Annotated in this window: 12 protein-coding genes; 4 read left to right on the forward strand and 8 right to left on the reverse strand. The window is 39.2% G+C overall.

Annotated elements, in window-relative coordinates; translation table 11 throughout:
- Positions 1-20 precede the first annotated feature (20 nt).
- From ssb to KUI_RS07435, 3 genes are all read right to left on the reverse strand, one after another.
- Positions 21-548 carry a single-stranded DNA-binding protein gene (gene ssb / locus KUI_RS07425; RefSeq protein WP_014840632.1) on the reverse strand — a complete coding sequence of 176 codons (528 nt, stop codon included), beginning with the start codon at positions 546-548 and terminating at the stop codon, positions 21-23.
- Between the two features lie 62 nt (positions 549-610).
- Entirely contained in the window at positions 611-1,003 is a 393-nt protein-coding gene (locus tag KUI_RS07430; protein ID WP_013521683.1) for a single-stranded DNA-binding protein, read from the reverse strand.
- A 76-nt stretch (positions 1,004-1,079) separates the two neighbouring features.
- Complete coding sequence (locus tag KUI_RS07435; RefSeq protein ID WP_013521684.1) at positions 1,080-2,270, reverse strand: MFS transporter; 1,191 nt, start codon at positions 2,268-2,270, stop codon at positions 1,080-1,082.
- A gap of 55 nt (positions 2,271-2,325) precedes the next feature.
- Between KUI_RS07435 and uvrA the strand changes: the two genes are divergently transcribed.
- The gene (gene uvrA, locus KUI_RS07440) at positions 2,326-5,313 is read left to right on the forward strand and encodes an excinuclease ABC subunit UvrA (protein WP_013521685.1); all 2,988 of its coding nucleotides are present in this window, start codon (positions 2,326-2,328) and stop codon (positions 5,311-5,313) included.
- A 178-nt stretch (positions 5,314-5,491) separates the two neighbouring features.
- Positions 5,492-7,630: a TonB-dependent receptor domain-containing protein gene (locus KUI_RS07445; protein WP_014840633.1), complete on the forward strand. Its 2,139-nt coding sequence runs from the start codon at positions 5,492-5,494 to the stop codon at positions 7,628-7,630.
- A gap of 40 nt (positions 7,631-7,670) precedes the next feature.
- Here the strand turns inward: KUI_RS07445 and KUI_RS07450 are convergent, their stop codons facing one another.
- Positions 7,671-8,855, reverse strand: coding sequence for a deoxyguanosinetriphosphate triphosphohydrolase (locus KUI_RS07450; protein WP_014840634.1), 1,185 nt, complete (start codon positions 8,853-8,855; stop codon positions 7,671-7,673).
- 50 nt (positions 8,856-8,905) lie between these two features.
- On the opposite strand from KUI_RS07450, the gene KUI_RS07455 reads away from it, so the two are divergent.
- Entirely contained in the window at positions 8,906-11,383 is a 2,478-nt protein-coding gene (locus KUI_RS07455; protein WP_013521688.1) for a penicillin-binding protein 1A, read from the forward strand.
- 65 nt (positions 11,384-11,448) lie between these two features.
- Here the strand turns inward: KUI_RS07455 and lysA are convergent, their stop codons facing one another.
- Together lysA and KUI_RS07465 are read right to left on the reverse strand one after the other, a co-directional pair.
- Positions 11,449-12,741 (reverse strand): diaminopimelate decarboxylase, encoded by a 1,293-nt coding sequence (gene lysA, locus KUI_RS07460; protein WP_014840635.1) that lies wholly within the window; start codon positions 12,739-12,741, stop codon positions 11,449-11,451.
- A 12-nt stretch (positions 12,742-12,753) separates the two neighbouring features.
- Positions 12,754-13,080, reverse strand: coding sequence for a hypothetical protein (locus tag KUI_RS07465; RefSeq protein ID WP_013521690.1), 327 nt, complete (start codon positions 13,078-13,080; stop codon positions 12,754-12,756).
- Positions 13,081-13,097: 17 nt separating this feature from the next.
- Here KUI_RS07465 and cyaY point away from each other — a divergent pair, with 17 nt between their 5' ends.
- On the forward strand, positions 13,098-13,418 hold the full coding sequence (gene cyaY / locus KUI_RS07470) for an iron donor protein CyaY (RefSeq protein WP_044954014.1): 321 nt from the start codon (positions 13,098-13,100) through the stop codon (positions 13,416-13,418).
- Here the strand turns inward: cyaY and ccsB are convergent.
- Together ccsB and KUI_RS07480 are read right to left on the reverse strand one after the other, a co-directional pair.
- A complete protein-coding gene (gene ccsB, locus KUI_RS07475) occupies positions 13,415-14,764 on the reverse strand; it encodes a c-type cytochrome biogenesis protein CcsB (protein ID WP_013521692.1) in 1,350 nt (449 codons plus the stop codon). The genes cyaY and ccsB overlap by 4 nt on opposite strands.
- Positions 14,757-16,883 carry a cytochrome c biogenesis protein ResB gene (locus KUI_RS07480; RefSeq protein ID WP_225971987.1) on the reverse strand — a complete coding sequence of 709 codons (2,127 nt, stop codon included), beginning with the start codon at positions 16,881-16,883 and terminating at the stop codon, positions 14,757-14,759. Before KUI_RS07480 ends, ccsB begins: the two co-directional genes overlap by 8 nt.
- Between the last annotated feature and the right edge of the window lie 2 nt (positions 16,884-16,885).

Raw genomic sequence — 16,885 nt, forward strand, 5'->3', positions numbered from 1 at the left:
ATGCGGGCCATAAAAAGAAATCAGAATGGAATATCATCAGTTAAGGTACCACCGTTTGAACTACTACCGTAGTTAGGTGCGGTTCCTCTTGAATCATCTTTTGACTGGCTTTGAGCATAAGATAAACCAGAACTACTATTGGAATTACCCCTTGGATTATATGGCTCACGAGAATAGCCTCCGTCAGTGCGGGAACCCCTCTGACCATCTGAGTCACCCTTACTTCCAAGCATCTGCAAATTATCGGCGATAACTTCAGTGGTATATCTATCTACCCCTTGGTTATCCTGATACTTGCGGGTTTTTAGACGGCCCTCCACGTATACCTGAGTACCCTTGCGTAAATAATCTCGGGCAATTTCTGCAAGTCGGTTAAAAAATACAACTCTATGCCATTCTGTCTCTTCGCGACGCTCTCCTGAAGATTTATCGTTCCATACAGAGTTGGTACCTATACTCACAGTAGAAATAACTCTACCTTCAGTGCCAGAGCGAACCTCAGGATCATTTCCCAATCTACCAACGAGAATTACTTTATTAACCGACATGTAATATCCCAATTAAAATTTAACTTAAGTAATTTTACTCTAATTAAAAAATTAAACCCCTTTTACACCTCCTCCAAAATTTCTAGTTCCTCAGATTCTAAAGAGCCATTATCTTGACTAGGTGGTCGATTTAACATAAGCATGGAACTAGCATATATCTCGGTGATGTACTGATCGTTTCCGTCATCATCCTCCCATTTTCTGTTGCGAAGCCTGCCCTCGATATAAACATGGCTTCCCGTCTTTAAAAACTTTTCTGCCAGTTCTGCTAGATTTCCAAACAAAATCACGCGATGCCAATCAGTTCTTTCATGGCGTTCAGAATTTGCTTTGTCCACCCAAACTACTGATGTGGCAATGCTTAAGGTGGCAACTTTTGCGTTGTTTTTATTGACCTTAATTTCTGGATTACGACCTAAATGACCGATTAGAGTTACTTTATTTAAATTTGCCATTTTTTCTCCTTTTAAATGATAGCTTTTTTAGCTTATGGAGAAATGGAGCAGATTTTAAGGAGGTGGATAAAAATGTCTACGTTGGTTTTGAGGATGTGAATTTACTTGAATTAGCGACTAATAGCCACGCTCCATAAAGTAGCACTAGTGCTAAAAATAATAATCTTTCGCTGTTGTATTGAAGAATAAACCCGCCTAGAAAACTACCAAATGCTACGCCTATGGCCTGAGCCATGTTGTAAAGACCCATTGCCAACCCTTTATGTTCAACCGGTGTAACCCTTGAAACCATTGAAGGTATGAGAGCTTCAACAAGATTAAAAACTGTAAAAAAACCAATAAGAAGTACTACAGACCACCACATAGTGTGCGTATCAATAAGCCACAGACCAGCTACTATCATGAGTGTTAATACGCTAAAAATCAGACCTTCGCGGTGCTTATACCCCCTTTCGATTTTTATAATAGCTGGAATCATACCCATGATAGCGACTAAAATTACGGGCAGATAAACCATCCACAACTTACCTACTTGAATCCCCATTCGCCCAAACATATCGGGCAATAAGACAAACAGTGCCATGAGTGATGCATGTAGAACAAACATTCCGAAATTTAGACGCAAAAGCTCAGGAGAAAAAAACACGCTTTTAATTGAGGCGTCGGACATAGACTTAGTACTAATTTTGACTACTGGAGTAACAAAGGTGGCAATGCCAAGGCAAACAACCCCCATAGCTGATATGACCCAAAATAGCCCGCTTAATCCAAGCCAGTCAACAAGTAAAGGACCTAATACTAAAGACATAGCAAATGACAGACCAATTGAAGAGCCAACCATAGCCATAGCTCTGGTTCGAACTTCCTCACGAGTAGCATCGGCAACCCACGCTGTGATTGCAGCAGATACTGCACCTGCACCTTGTATGGCCCGACCAATCATAACCAAGTGTACGGATTCAGCCAGAGCACAAACTATTCCCCCTAATATAAACAAAATAGTGCCGATAATTATTACTGGTTTTCTACCAAATCTATCGGATAAAAATCCAAATGGAAGTTGCATGATGGCTTGGGTGATACCGTACATACCTATAGCAAGTCCGACTAGTGATTTTTGATCTCCACCATGAAGTTCTACTGCTGCTGCTGAAAATACAGGTGTTAGTAAAAACAATCCTAACATGCGGATTGCAAATAAAAACGCCAATGATGAAGAAGCTTTTTTCTCCAAGCTCGTAAAGGAAACTTTACTATCTTTAGCCATACTTGCTAGGTTAAAATAATCGATTAGTCGTAAATTTTAGCAAAGCTTTAGGATTATGAATAATTTCATTAGGATACGTGGGGCTAGGACTCATAATCTAAAGAATATTTCTATAGACATACCTAGAGAAAAGTTCGTAGTTATTACGGGCGTTTCAGGTTCAGGTAAGTCGTCTTTAGCTTTTGATACATTATTTGCGGAAGGGCAAAGAAGATATGTAGAAAGTTTATCTCCTTATGCTAGACAGTTTTTACAACAAATGGGCAAACCAGATGTAGACTTGATTGAGGGATTGTCTCCAGCTATTGCCATAGAACAACGGTCCGCAAGCCATAATCCTAGATCTACCGTAGCCACAACCACTGAAATACACGACTATTTGCGCTTACTATATGCACGAGTAGGTACGCCCTACTGTCCAAAGCACAGAGTGCCTCTTATTGCCACTAGCGTTACTGAGATTGTGGACTCCATTCTTGAAGAAGCCAATGAAGACAAGTTGGTTATATACGCACCTATTGCCACCCAAGTTTGTGGATTGGATGCGATAAACGATTTGAAATCTAAGATTACACAATTAATTTCACAAGGTTTTATCAGAGCAAGAGTTAATGGAGAAATTTATCAACTCGAAAGCCTACCACATTTTAGCGAGGGTGAGATTTATGACTTTGAACTTGTTGTTGATAGGCTTCGTGCAAAACCTGAAAATAAGCAACGTTTAGCAGAAAGTCTAGAAATGGCGTATGAACTATCAGGTGGGCGTTTGATTTTAGAAAGGGACGATGGAGGGGCATCAGTTAAATCAGATATCTACTCTAGCAACTATGCCTGCCCTCATTGCGACCATGCAATTCCAGAACTTGAACCTCGGCTTTTTAGTTTTAACAACCCCATTGGTGCTTGCCCGCATTGCAAGGGTCTTGGGCATCTAGATGTATTCGATGAGCAGAAGGTGGTTGCACTGCCATCACTTAGTATTAATGGAGGTGCAATTTCTGGATGGGATATGCGTAACAGCTTTACTAGAAGCATTATGGGTAGCCTATCTCAACACTATGGGTTTAGTTTGGATAAGCCGTTTGAGCAACTGTCAGATGAAATAAAAAATATTATCTTACATGGGTCGGGTACAGAAGAAATTGGCTTTCCTTATTTAAAAGAAAATGGGGGCACAATTATTGAACGCCATCCTTTTGAAGGGATTATCCCAAATTTGCAAAGGCGTTGGGAAACTACAGAGTCGACAAATGTTCGTGATGCATTGAGCAAGCTTAGAACTAATGTTATATGCCCTTCTTGTTTGGGATCTCGATTACGTGAGGAAGCTCGATTTGTAATGATAGGTGACGATATTCGCACTGAGAGCGGTCCTGAGGTTGGCTTTGACTGCGCGAGTTGTCCTGAATGTGTGGACATACATGAGAGCGAACATGGTGTTGGCTCTTATGACCTCCCTGTTGACGTCTTAGATAAGGCATCAGGATCTATGACTGGACTTGGCATTTTTGAAGTTGAGGGGCTCTCCTTAAGTGACTGCTTAAATTGGTTTTCCAATCTCAAACTCGAGGGAGAACGTTTTGAAATTGCAGCTCCTATGCTTCGAGAAATCATAAATCGTCTTAAATTTTTAAACGATGTAGGACTATCCTATCTATCCCTAGATAGACGTGCAGACACCATTTCTGGTGGCGAGGCTCAGAGAATAAAACTTGCATCTCAAATCGGATCAGGTCTATCTGGTGTGATGTACGTTTTGGACGAACCCTCAATTGGTTTACATCAGCGCGATAACGAAAAGCTAATTGGCACACTGCAAAATCTTCGTGATATTGGAAATACCGTTATCGTTGTTGAACACGATGAGGACATGATACGAGAAGCTGACTGGATTGTGGACATGGGACCAGCAGCTGGAGAGCATGGCGGAGAGGTCATCTCGCAAGGTGCCATCGATAAAATATTAAGAGACGAGAACTCTATTACTGGCAAGTATTTGAGCGGTAAATTAAGTATGCCAAGTGGCAATGCTCGTACTTTAGATGATAATCAGAAATGGCTTCAATTTACTGGTTGCCGCGGGAACAATCTAAAAAATGTGGATGTAAAAATTCCACTTGGTCGTTTTGTATGCGTAACTGGCGTATCAGGGTCTGGAAAATCAACACTTGTGAACGAGACTATTGCCAACACATTAATGCGAACTTTAAATCGTTCACTCGCAGAATCCCAACCTTTTGATGAAGTGCATGGATTGGAGTTCTTGGACAATGCTATCGTCGTTGACCAAAGTCCTATCGGGCGAACTCCACGCAGTAATCCTGCAACTTATGTTGGAGTTTTTCTAGCCATCCGTGAACTTTTTGCATCCACCAAAGATGCAAGGCAAAGAGGTTATGACGCTGGTCGCTTCTCGTTTAATATAAAAGGGGGGCGTTGTGACGTGTGTGATGGTGACGGCATTAAAAAAGTTCAGATGCATTTTCTGCCTGATATGTATGTCAAATGCGAAGCTTGTGACGGAACGCGATATAACCGTGAAACACGTGAAATTTATTATCGTGGCAAAAATATAAGCGACGTACTTGAAATGACGGTAGAGCAAGCATGCGATTTCTTTTCAAACATTCCTAAGATTCACGGTAAATTATCTACATTGATAGAGGTCGGACTAGGATATATTAAGCTTGGTCAAAGTGCGACGACATTGTCTGGAGGTGAGGCACAGCGCGTGAAATTGGCTCTGGAGCTAGCTAAGCGAAACACAGGGCGATCTGTATATATATTGGATGAGCCTACTACGGGTCTTCATTTCTCAGACATCAACCAATTATTGCTAGTTTTACAAAAATTTGTGGACGGCGGAAATACTGTTATTGTGATTGAACACAACCTAGATGTTATCCGTAATTCCGATTGGATTATTGACCTCGGACCAGAAGGTGGCAATGGTGGAGGGGAAATCATTGCCACAGGGACTCCTTCGGATATCGCTTCTTTTGAAGGAAGTGAAACAGGTCGTTATTTAGCTAGAGTTCTATAGCTCATTATGGTCATATAAACTAAAGCCCACCTACATCTAAACTGGCAACAAAACCATTCAAAATATTTGAATATGTATTTTGTTATCCACAAAACGACTTATATTTCTAGTTATTTGTTGACTTCATTATTTCAAGTGCTGATAATGATTCTCATTCTCAATACTACCCTACTTTATCATGCGTTCAACCTCCCTTGCAGTACTTCTAGCACTTTTATCTCTGAATTTACATGCACAAGCTTTAAAAACACAGACAAATAAAAAAACTAACTCAAGCGATATAACTAAGAAAAATCAATCAAAGATTTCTGATATTACGGTCATTGCCAACCTATACGATTCAGATACGCAGTTTTATCCTGGGTCTGTAAATGTAGTTAAAAACCCTGGACTTCTCTCACAATCAAATATTATCGATTCAATTGCAAACGTGCCTGGCATTACTACTGGAGGAGATTATGGCCGTCAGATAGGTAACCAATTTACTGTTAGGGGCTTTGGTTATCAAGAGGAACAAAGAGTTATTATTCAACAGGATGGAGTTAAGCGATCTGCAAATTTATTCTCTAATCACATTTCAAGTTTTAGAACTGACAACGATATTTTAAGAAATGTAGATATTGTTAAAGGTTCATCATCAATTCTTCATGGCAGCGGAGCTATCGGCGGTGTTGTAGGCATGACTACAAAAGACGCCCATGACTTTTTGCGTGAAAATAAAAAATTTGGATTTATGTTGGGGCAGCGATATGAGTCCAATAATATGCACAGCACTAGAGCTGCAGCTTATGCGGATTTAGGAAAAATAGATTTTCTACTATATGGCAAAAGGGCAAAATTCGGAGATGTGAAATTTGCTGATGGTGGTACTTTGCAAGAAGGTTCTTCAGGTCAAAAGGTACGTAATGACACTGGATATAACGATGAAACCATTAAAACAGGTCTATTTAAAATTGGATTTGACTTAACCGATGAGCAAAGAGCCACATTTTCTATTTACGATTATAAAGAGAATCTTAAAACTGTTTGGCAAACCCTTTGGCATAACGATAAGGATTTGTTTATAGATGGAAAATTAACGCAACGTGACTATATTTTCGACTATTCATTTAAGCCTAAAAATATAGATTGGATAAATTTAGAAGCAAAAATTTATAAATCGAATGCTGAATATTATCGAAAATACGATGAATCTGATGGCAATGGTGAATACTCCAACACTGATAAAAGAAAAGGATTTAGGATTAAAAACGTTGCCTATTTCAATACAGGTTCTCTAGAACACACATTGGTTGCTGGCGTTGATTATCAAAACAGAACCGAGGATGCTCATTTTGTAAGAAATGGAGAGGTGAGCGATTTTGGATCACATCCCGCAAGTTACAAAGATTGGGGTTTGTATGTTCAGGACGAAATGAAATTTAGCAGAATCGGATTAACTCTAGGTGGAAGGTACGATAATTACGATCGAACGATTAAAAAGCCTGGTGCAGAAGGATATAAGGCAAGTAGATTCTCCCCTAGAGTAGCTCTCTCTCTAAATTTCACAGACAATCTAGCCTTTCTAATTGGACATGCACAAAGCTTCAGAGGTCCAACTCCGCACGAAACATCCTCAAAAGGAGCTCTAAATCCTCACTATCATTACATACCTAATAAAAATCTTAAAGCCGAAACCTCAAGTGAATTAGAGTTTGGTTTAGCATTAGATCAAAATGCCCTACTTACATCAAATGACCGCCTGAAATTCAAATTCATGTATTTCGATGGAAGTATCAGGGATATGATTTCAATAAAATTATTGCGAGAATTAGGCAAACCAAAAGATGCAAGTTTCTATGCACAATATCAGAATGTGGCAAAAGCAAAAAGACATGGATTTGAAGCAAGTTTAGACTATTCCATAAATGACCTAACATTAAGAAGTAGCTACGAGCATCTAAAACTTACAAACTCCAAAAATGGAGAAAATCTTAGGTCTTTTGCAGATAAATTAAGGGTCGAATTATCCTATGATATAAATCCTAATTTTTCTATAGGTTTTGATGTAAATCACTGGTTCAAACCATATCAAAATCCTAAAACCATAGAATCGTGGGGCGAAATTTACACCTATGTAGATAAAAGCTTCACAATTGCGAACTTAAAAGGTAGTTGGCGATTAAATCATCAGAAATGGATATTCGATGATGTGACTTTAAATTTTGGGGTGAATAATATCTTTGATAAAAAATATATCCCCGCATCCTCCACAAACGATTCCTCTTTCGTAGGTGTAGGCAGAAACGCTTATCTAGACCTTGAACTTAAATTTTAATTGTGATGCTTTTTTGTGAGTAGTTAGCTGGGTGAATCAGCTAATTACTCACATTAAAAATTTTCTTATGCTCTTTAATAGCAAACCTATCAGTCATCCCAGCTACATAATCCGTAACTGAAAGAATTAAATCATCCCTACCCTTTTTCTGATAATCTGGTGGCAATAACCTCGGCTCCTCCATAAATACTTCAAATAACTCCGTGATTATTGTTTTTGCCTTATAGGCCATACGCAAAACTTTGTAATGCCTATAAAGATTATCCATAAGAAATTTTCGCAACTCCTGCTCTTTTCGAGCCATCTCGGGAGTAAATTCAACAAGAAATGGTGCTCTAATTACATCCTCAGCGGTCTGCACGGCGTGATTTGATATATTCTTTTGAGTCTGCTCAACTAAATCCACAATTAATGTATTAATCATGCGACGTGTAGTTTCAGATATAATCCTACGTCCTTTTAAGTTTGGATGCTCCTTCATAACCACGTCAAAGTGGTCCTTAAAAAGCTCCACTTCTTGTAGCTGCTCTAAACTGATTAGTCCAGATCTTACCCCATCATCAATATCATGATTATTGTAGGCAATGCCATCCGCCACATTTGCCACTTGAGCTTCTAGACTAGGGCGTTCATCATTGAGGAATCGCATAGCAACATCACCCAATCGTTGGGCATTTTTACGTGAACAATGCTTTAGAATCCCTGCCCTGGTCTCAAAACTTAAATTAAGCCCTGGAAAATCTGCATATCTCTCCTCGAGCAAATCCACAATCCGCAGACTGTGCATATTATGTTCAAATCCATAACCATCTGGATCATATCTTTTAACACAATCATTAAGTGCATCCTGGCCCGCATGACCAAAGGGAGTATGCCCAAGGTCATGTGCCAAGGCAATGGATTCTACAAGATCTTCATTCAAATGTAGCTGTCTGGCAATGGCTCTGGCAATCTGTGAAACTTCTAAGGTATGAGTAAGTCGTGTGCGAAAAAGATCACCCTCGTGATTTACGAACACTTGAGTTTTGTATTCTAGTCTGCGAAATGCAGTACTATGTGTTATACGGTCCCTATCTCTTTGAAAAACCCCACGGGCAGGATCCTCAGGCTCTATATGAAGTCTTCCTTTAGAGTCCGATTCTTTTGTTGCATAAAGAGCTAGATAATGGGCACAAAAGCTATTTGTCATAATCATTGCCATTTCATTAGATTTAAATCTTAACATTTAGCAAATTAATTGACTTAAAAATTTTGCTTATGGGATAAAATTGCCATATGAGTAAAAAAGTAAATACCACTTCCAAAAAACCCTCCAAAGCAAAAGGCGGGTCTTTCTTTTCTCGATATATCCTAAAACCATTTGTATTTTTACTTGGTTTAGGTTTGTGCTTCTTATTGGTAGCCGTATTAGCTATCAAGATGACATGGTCGTCATTGCCAGACCTAAATGCTATGACAGAGTACAAACCTAGGTTACCTATGTATGTATATTCTAGCGATGGAGTACTTTTAGGAGAATATGGAGATGAAAGGCGTAACGTTCTTAATCTTCAAGAAATCCCTCTAATTATGAGGCAGGCCATACTTTCAGCTGAGGATGATGGCTTTTACCATCATGGCGGTGTAGATTGGAAGTCTATGGGACGTGCGGTATTAGCGAATTTTACTTCTGGTCGTCACAGTCAGGGTGCAAGTACCATAACTATGCAGGTAGCACGTAATTTCTACCTATCATCTGAGAAAAAACTTACTCGTAAATTCTATGAGTTACTGCTTACATACAAAATTGAGCAAACATTGACCAAAGACCAGATTCTTGAACTTTACATGAATCAAATTTATTTAGGTCATAGATCATATGGTTTTGCAGCTGCAGCACGAACTTACTTTAACAAGTCCCTATCAGATATCACACTAGCAGAAGCTGCGGCCTTAGCTACAATCCCAAAATCTCCTTCCCGCACAAATCCACGCACTAATTTGAAAGCAGTAAAAATTAGACAAAAGTATGTCCTTGGTAGGATGGTTGAACTTGGATACATAACTCAAAAACAGATGGATGATGCCCTTAAGGAGCCCCTTGTTCCCCAGGTCGTCGAAGTTGAGCGTGATAAAAATTACACACTTTTTGGGCAGTACGTTTCTGAAACTGCCCGTCAGCTTATATATAGCATGTACGGGGAAAATACTTACGGTCGCGGTCTTAAAGTTGTGACTACGGTCAAATCTGATGACCAAAGAGCTGCTTATAAAGCTGTTCGAAATGGTGTTATGTCCTACACAAGACGTAAGCCTTATCCTGGCCCAGCAGGAAATATTGATTTGCCAGCTGGCGTAGAAAACGATCAAGATGCAATGGTCGATATTCTATCTAAGATGCATGAGGACTACCCAGATAATGACGAATTAATCGGTGCACTTGTGTTGAGTGCAAGTCCTAGCAAAGTTACTGTTATGCGTAATGTTGGAGAAGTTATTGAGTTAGAAAAGGACCAACTTAAAACTGTCCAAAGAGCCCTTAAATCAAATGCAGATTCTAAAGTCAGAATTAAACGAGGTTCAGTAGTTTATCTTGAACAAATCAAAGTTAAAGACGAATATCTGTGGAGCATTATTAACCTTCCTATCGTACAAGGGTCTTTAATTGCAATGGACCCTAAAGATGGTGCTATTAAGGCCATGATTGGTGGTTTTGATTTTACTCATGGTGGATTTAACAGAACTACACAGGCATGGCGTCAACCAGGCTCTACATTCAAACCTTTTGTTTATGCAGCCGCCATAGAAAAAGGATTAACTCCTGAGTCCAACATTTCCGATCAGCCTTTTGTACTCTCTGGACGTCAAACTGGAGGTAAGCCTTGGACACCTAAAAACTACGGTAATTCGTATACAGTGAGCCAAACGCTTCGCAGAGGTTTATATAAATCAAAAAACATGGTTTCCATACGTGTTCTTAAAATTGCAGGTGCGGATTACACTGCACAATTCTTAACTCGTATGGGTTTTGATATGAAGAATCAACCTCCTAAAGGTGCATACTTGACTATGGCTTTAGGTGCAGGTAGTGTTACTCCTCTTCAGATGGCTTCAAGCTACTCAATCTTCGCTAACGGCGGATATAGAATTAATCCATATCTAATCGATTATGTAGAGGATCTTAATGTACAGGAAACTGAACCTGTCATTATTATGAAAGCACGCCCTATCAAGGCTGGAGATGAAGCTAACAGAGCGATAGATGCTCGCACAGCTTGGATTATGAATAACTTATTGCACGGAGTAGCTACATCGGGTACCGGTGCTCGTGCTACTGCCATACTAAAACGCAGAGATTTACACGGAAAAACTGGTACTACTAACCGTTCCGTTGATGCTTGGTTTGTGGGATATACTCCTGAGTTAGTTGCGGTAACTTGGTTAGGATTTGATCAGCCCACACCACTAGGTAATCGCGAGACTGGTGGTGGTTTGGCTATGCCACTTTGGATTGACTTTATGCAAGTAGCACTTAAAGATATACCACAAGCTAAACCTACACCTAAACCTCAAGGCATAATTGAAGCAGGAGGAAATTATTATCTAAAAGAGTATCCTCCAGGAAAAGCAATTGCAAATGTAGGTGTGGACGGTCTTCCTACTACTCATTTAGTAGCACCCGTATTTACTTCTATAAGTACAAGACCTCAGGCACCTGACGGCATAGGCGATTTGATTAAATCAATTACTCCAAATTCAGGAAGTAGCAATTAACCCTGTTTTTCTTGTAATTTAGGCTCGTTTAGACTTGTGAACTTAATTCAGGCTTGTAAACTGATTTAACATCTTGATATCAACTCAGCCTCGAGCCTCCAAATATCCTCTAAACCCTGAGCTTTGCGTATCATGCAAAGCTCGGCATCATCGACCAAATATTCAGCTAAAAATGGTCTAGAATTGTAATTGCTAGCCATTGACGTCCCATACGCACCTACAGACTCAATTGCTATCAGATCTCCAGCTTGCAATACAAGTTTACGGTCCTTTGCAAGCCAGTCGCCCGTTTCACAAATCGGCCCCACAATATCATATTTTGTAGCTTCGCCCTTTCTAATCTGGACTGGCAATACACCATGATATGCCTCATACAAACTTGGTCGAATTAAATCATTCATACCTGCATTGATAATGGCAAAATTCTTATAATCCGTTTTTTTAATTCCTAAAACTTGTGCCACAAGAATCGCAGAATTACCTACTAGTGAACGACCAGGCTCCATAATAACAAGCATATGCTCCAAACCAGCACTTCTTAATTTCGCATCAATGCTTGCTCTCAGGCATACTATATCAATTGGATTTTCATTTGAATAACGTATACCAACCCCGCCACCAATGTCCAAATGACTTAAGTAAATTCCGTGAGATCGAATTTGCTTTATCAATTCAATAACTCTATCAGCCGCATCCAAATACGGCTCTATTTCTAAAATCTGAGACCCAATATGACAGTCAATACCTACAATCTCGAGTGCATCAATAGACGCAGCATAAAGATAAACATCTAAAGCCCTAGAAAAATCAATACCAAACTTATTCTCTTTTAATCCAGTAGAAATATATGGGTGTGTGCGTGCATCAATATCAGGATTGACTCGCAATGAAATCCTAGCTTTTAAACCTAGTTCCCTTGCAATAGTGGCAATGTTTTCTAGTTCAAACTCACTTTCAACATTAAAACATTTAATTCCACTCTCTAATGCAAGTTTAATTTCCCAACTTTGCTTACCAACACCTGAAAAAATTATTTTGTTAGTATCTGCACCAACCTCTAAACATCGCTTAAGTTCACCACCAGAAACGATATCAAAACCTGCTCCTAGACTAACAAACAATTTAAGTAGGGAAAGATTTGAATTAGCCTTTACCGCATAGCAAATAAGAGAATTTGGATACTTCCCAAGAATATTTTTGTACCCATCCCAAGCACTTTCAATAGCTTTTTTAGAATACAAAACAAAAGGAGACTCGGTTGAAAGTCTATTTTGAATTTCTTTTACTGATAATGATTCGATGTAAAGCTTATCATTTTTATAGGCTATAAATGGGCTTGATACAGGTTTAAACAACATACTTTCCTAATATTATTTTGTAGGTTTTTGTGTATACTCAGATTGAGAATTGGATTGCGTTTGCGATTTTTTCTTAGTGGTTTGAGGAGCTTTATTACCTTTCTTATTCAACACCTTATCGGCAGTAGGTTTAGTAGCCTCTTTTCTAGCATTTTTGCGTTCTTTTTTACGTGCCTCTTTGCGTGCTTTTATCCTCGCCTCTTTTTCTTTGATTTGCTGAAGTTCAGACTCTGTAGGGTAATGCAAATCGGTTTTATAACCACACCCCCCAAGCAACCCTAGAATTAAAAAAGATAATAAGTAATTAGTTGTTTTGAATTTAGTAAAATTAGGCATCATTAAAAAAGTATAAAAAAATGACCGAATCAGAATTTCTAATCCTAGCTAATAATTATCTTACAAGTATAGAAACTCTAGCCGAAAAATGGATAGATGCAGATATCGATGTGGACTGCACCCGTCAGGGAAACGTCTTGACGCTTGATTTTAACGGGCAACAAGTTGTACTAAATATCCAAACCCCTATGAAAGAGTTATGGTTAGCTTCCAAATCGGGTGCATATCACTATACATTCGATGGTTCTACATGGATAAATACAAGGGCTGGCAAACCCGACCTAAACTCAGAACTCACACAAGTGTGCTCAAGTCTGTCGGGCGAACACCTAAAGATCTAAAGCTCCCCGTAAGAGTGTAGACCAGATAGGAAGATATTTACCCCGATAAAGGCAAAAGTAGTCACAACTAAACCAATAAGGGCCCAGTATGCTGCCACCAATCCACGCATACCCTTGATAAATCTTAAATGTAGCCAGGTTGCATAATTTAGCCATACAACAAGAGCCCATGTCTCTTTAGGGTCCCATTGCCAATATGTACCCCAAGCATCTGCCGCCCAGAATGCACCCAAAACAGTAGCTATTGTAAAAAATACAAACCCAACAGCAATTGATTTGTACATAATATCATCAAGCACTTCAAACGAAGGCAGCTTGCGAGCAAGGCGTTTTCGCATCAACAAAATGCCGGCAACAAACACTAAACTTATAGCAAAATATACAAGCCAGAAAATTGAGATTTGACCACGATTACGGAAAATAAATACTTCGGCAACCAGCATAGCCCCCACTATCAAAACTGGTAGCAAAGACTTCCACGATGTAGTATTTTCATGATGCTTAACAATATAGGCAAACCCTACCATAGCGGCCAGTGCGAAAGTTCCGTATCCAATAAAGTTTGCAGGAACATGCAATTTCATCCACCAACTGTCAAGTGCATTATTAAGAGGACGAATCACAGCAGCATCACGCTCAAATGTATACCACAACAGGAAAATAATAGCTGCGGACACAACCAACATCACAAAACCGCCAAGAGCCCGTGTTTTGTACCGTCTCTCGTAAAACAGATAAAAAAGCGTTGTGATTAAAGCAAAGAGAATGAAAACCTCATAAAGATTAGATACAGGGATATGTCCCATCTCGTATGCAATCAAATGCCCCTCACGCCATCGCACAAGAAGACCTGAAAACCCAAGCCCTATGCCAATCCAGGTAAATAGGCTACCCATCCAATTTAGGCGTTCTACAAAATATCCCATCCAGTAAGTAGCTGTGGCAATAATAAACATCGCACTCATCCATAAAATAGATGACTGCGACGAAAGTAAATATTTAAGCCAGAATTTTTGATCGCCGTTTGCGATATTTCCGTCATACATGCTTAATGCAAGTAAAGCCATGCCTCCAGATACTAGAGTAAGTTTACGAATGGCTGGCCAGTACCACCCTAAAGCAGTAAGCACAAAAACCATACCCACCAATATCCATTTTTCATAAGAATTCATGGATTCGGGCCAATACATAAGCAGGTAAGCTGCACCCGCAGATAGCAATAGAAAAAAGGCGATATCCCAGATTGAAATACCCTTGCTGGCAACGCCTTCATTAATCTTAATTTTTCGTTGAACTGTCCACTTATCAGAAGTTAGTGGAACCTTAGTTTGCATTGTGTTAGACATCTGGATTCTTCCTTGCTAACTCATTAAAATCATTTTTAAATTCCTCGAAATTTTCATGAAAATCGAGAGTGTTTTTCTTACTATTCATGGCCGCCTGAAGTTGAGTACCCCCATCGGCTAATGGTGTCAACCACACCCAAATTCTTCGTTCGGTGATATAGGTCATTAAATAAACACCGATTATAAGGAATACACACCCTAAGTATACAATCCATTTGCCTGGTGAACGTGTAGCTTGCAATACGGAGGCTTGAATGTGTTTGAATTCCTTAATTTGGAAAGCGATAGGAGACGGATAAATACTCAAATCCGAAATGGCTTTAACTGACATATCAAACCACATAGCATGTTGCTTATATAAATCGTCAGTCAGATTGTTATAGTCGATTTTAGGCAGACCCATTCTCTCTCGTACAAGGTCTCTTAATTCAACCGAAGCGAAAATCAAATATTCCCCTAAAATCTGCTTCATAGGTTCTCGGATTCCTTCTGGGACTCTTTGATCCTCAGGTATGCCCACTCCGTTTACATAATCTTCCAAACCCTTAAATCCATTTTCGGAGAAAACTTTTAAAGCAGTCTCTGCTAGGGTGGCAATGGCCCCTTTCTCAATCCTATCATCTTTTACTTTTGAGCTGTAAGCTCTAGCCGCTCTAGCTCTGAGCACAGGATCATGAAATGCTGACCTAAAAGATAAAAATTCATTTACGGATGCATTTTCATCAGCAGGTATACGAATATATCTAAAACCAGAAACCCCAGGATACTGAACACCAAACAAGTAAACCAGTTGTCCATCAATTTCTATAGGATTCATATAGTTTTTAAAACGAATAGACTGATTACTTTTATCTGTGAGGGTATATTGAACTAGAGGCCCTACATTTCTTTGATTTTTAGCATTCTTATCCTGAGCCGCTCCTGTCACATCAAGAATTCTCTGCTCGAACGACTTCGAAGCCGCCATACTCTCGGGGTCGTAAATATTCTCAACATTAATCGGACGAAAATCATCTACTCTAAGCTTATAATTTTCGTCCTTTCCTTTATAAGAAAATTTAATCTCGGATATATTGCCAACAAAAGTATCTAGCTCAAAAGGTGCATTTGTATTGCCTTTTAAAGGAATCCCATTTAGCTTTAATTCTGACCCCCCATCGTGGAAGCTAGACTGATAAAGCGTAATTCCATGTAGAGAGTATGGGTGATTGACCTCAATAATTTTATTAAAAGTTTTATTGTTATTGAGATGGTCAGTAATAGTGACATCACTTGCAAACCTTTTAGGCATGCCATTCGTCTCATAATACTCGATTATGAATTTATTCAGCTTAACCGTGAAAGGAAGTCTTTGTAGATAGAAACCATCATCAAATTGAAGCATGGCATGATTAGATGAACCCCCTTCGGTAATTGATATATTTCCGCGATAAGATGGGTTTTTAGAGTTAAATATAGACCCTTCGGGAACATCCGAAATAAACTTGAGCTCTGATGCTATGGGATACTTTCCATAGAGTCTGATTATAGTGCGATTAAGCACATCGCTATCCAACAAACCACCTAAGCAGATTACAACTATAGCTAAGTGGGCAAACAAATAACCTAGTCGACTATAACTCCCTCTTCTAGCTGCTAGCAAAGTTGTACCATCTTGATCTTTAGTTTTAATACTATAGGAATGGTTTTTTAGCCAAGCAGTAGCCATCTCCTTAAGTTGAGGTTCAGTGAAATCTGATTCGATATCAACTTTATGAGCAAAGGCTCTCATACTAGTTTTACGTACATACTCCTTAAATGTGCGGACATCTTTTAGTATCTTTGGGGTAGTACGAATAACACAAAGAGAAGTGGATATGACCAAAAAGGCCATAATAATCGTAAACCAGTTGGTGTCATAGATTCTAGAAATTCCAAATATTTGAAATACCCTAGCCCAGTACACACCAAAGAGGTCTATGTAGTAGATTTCCTCTCGATTTTGCTCGATAAGAGTACCTATGGCACTGGCAATGCAGATAATAATCAGAAAGGCGACTGCAAATCTCATAGAGCCCAAAAGCTCTATAATGTCACCCCTCCAATTACGATGTTTTTTTGATGATTGATTCTTTGTCAAAT

Source organism: Taylorella equigenitalis ATCC 35865, assembly GCF_000276685.1.
Lineage (GTDB): Bacteria > Pseudomonadota > Gammaproteobacteria > Burkholderiales > Burkholderiaceae_B > Taylorella > Taylorella equigenitalis.

Bases quoted from the DNA above. Each gene is read 5' to 3' on its own strand.
- ssb (WP_014840632.1), bottom strand. From the start codon at position 548: ATGTCGGTTAATAAAGTAATTCTCGTTGGTAGATTGGGAAATGATCCT.
- KUI_RS07430 (WP_013521683.1), bottom strand. From the start codon at position 1,003: ATGGCAAATTTAAATAAAGTAACTCTAATCGGTCATTTAGGTCGTAAT.
- KUI_RS07455 (WP_013521688.1), top strand. From the start codon at position 8,906: ATGAGTAAAAAAGTAAATACCACTTCCAAAAAACCCTCCAAAGCAAAA.
- ccsB (WP_013521692.1), bottom strand. From the start codon at position 14,764: ATGTCTAACACAATGCAAACTAAGGTTCCACTAACTTCTGATAAGTGG.
- KUI_RS07445 (WP_014840633.1), top strand. From the start codon at position 5,492: ATGCGTTCAACCTCCCTTGCAGTACTTCTAGCACTTTTATCTCTGAAT.
- lysA (WP_014840635.1), bottom strand. From the start codon at position 12,741: ATGTTGTTTAAACCTGTATCAAGCCCATTTATAGCCTATAAAAATGAT.
- KUI_RS07465 (WP_013521690.1), bottom strand. From the start codon at position 13,080: ATGATGCCTAATTTTACTAAATTCAAAACAACTAATTACTTATTATCT.
- uvrA (WP_013521685.1), top strand. From the start codon at position 2,326: ATGAATAATTTCATTAGGATACGTGGGGCTAGGACTCATAATCTAAAG.
- KUI_RS07450 (WP_014840634.1), bottom strand. From the start codon at position 8,855: ATGTTAAGATTTAAATCTAATGAAATGGCAATGATTATGACAAATAGC.
- KUI_RS07435 (WP_013521684.1), bottom strand. From the start codon at position 2,270: ATGGCTAAAGATAGTAAAGTTTCCTTTACGAGCTTGGAGAAAAAAGCT.
- cyaY (WP_044954014.1), top strand. From the start codon at position 13,098: ATGACCGAATCAGAATTTCTAATCCTAGCTAATAATTATCTTACAAGT.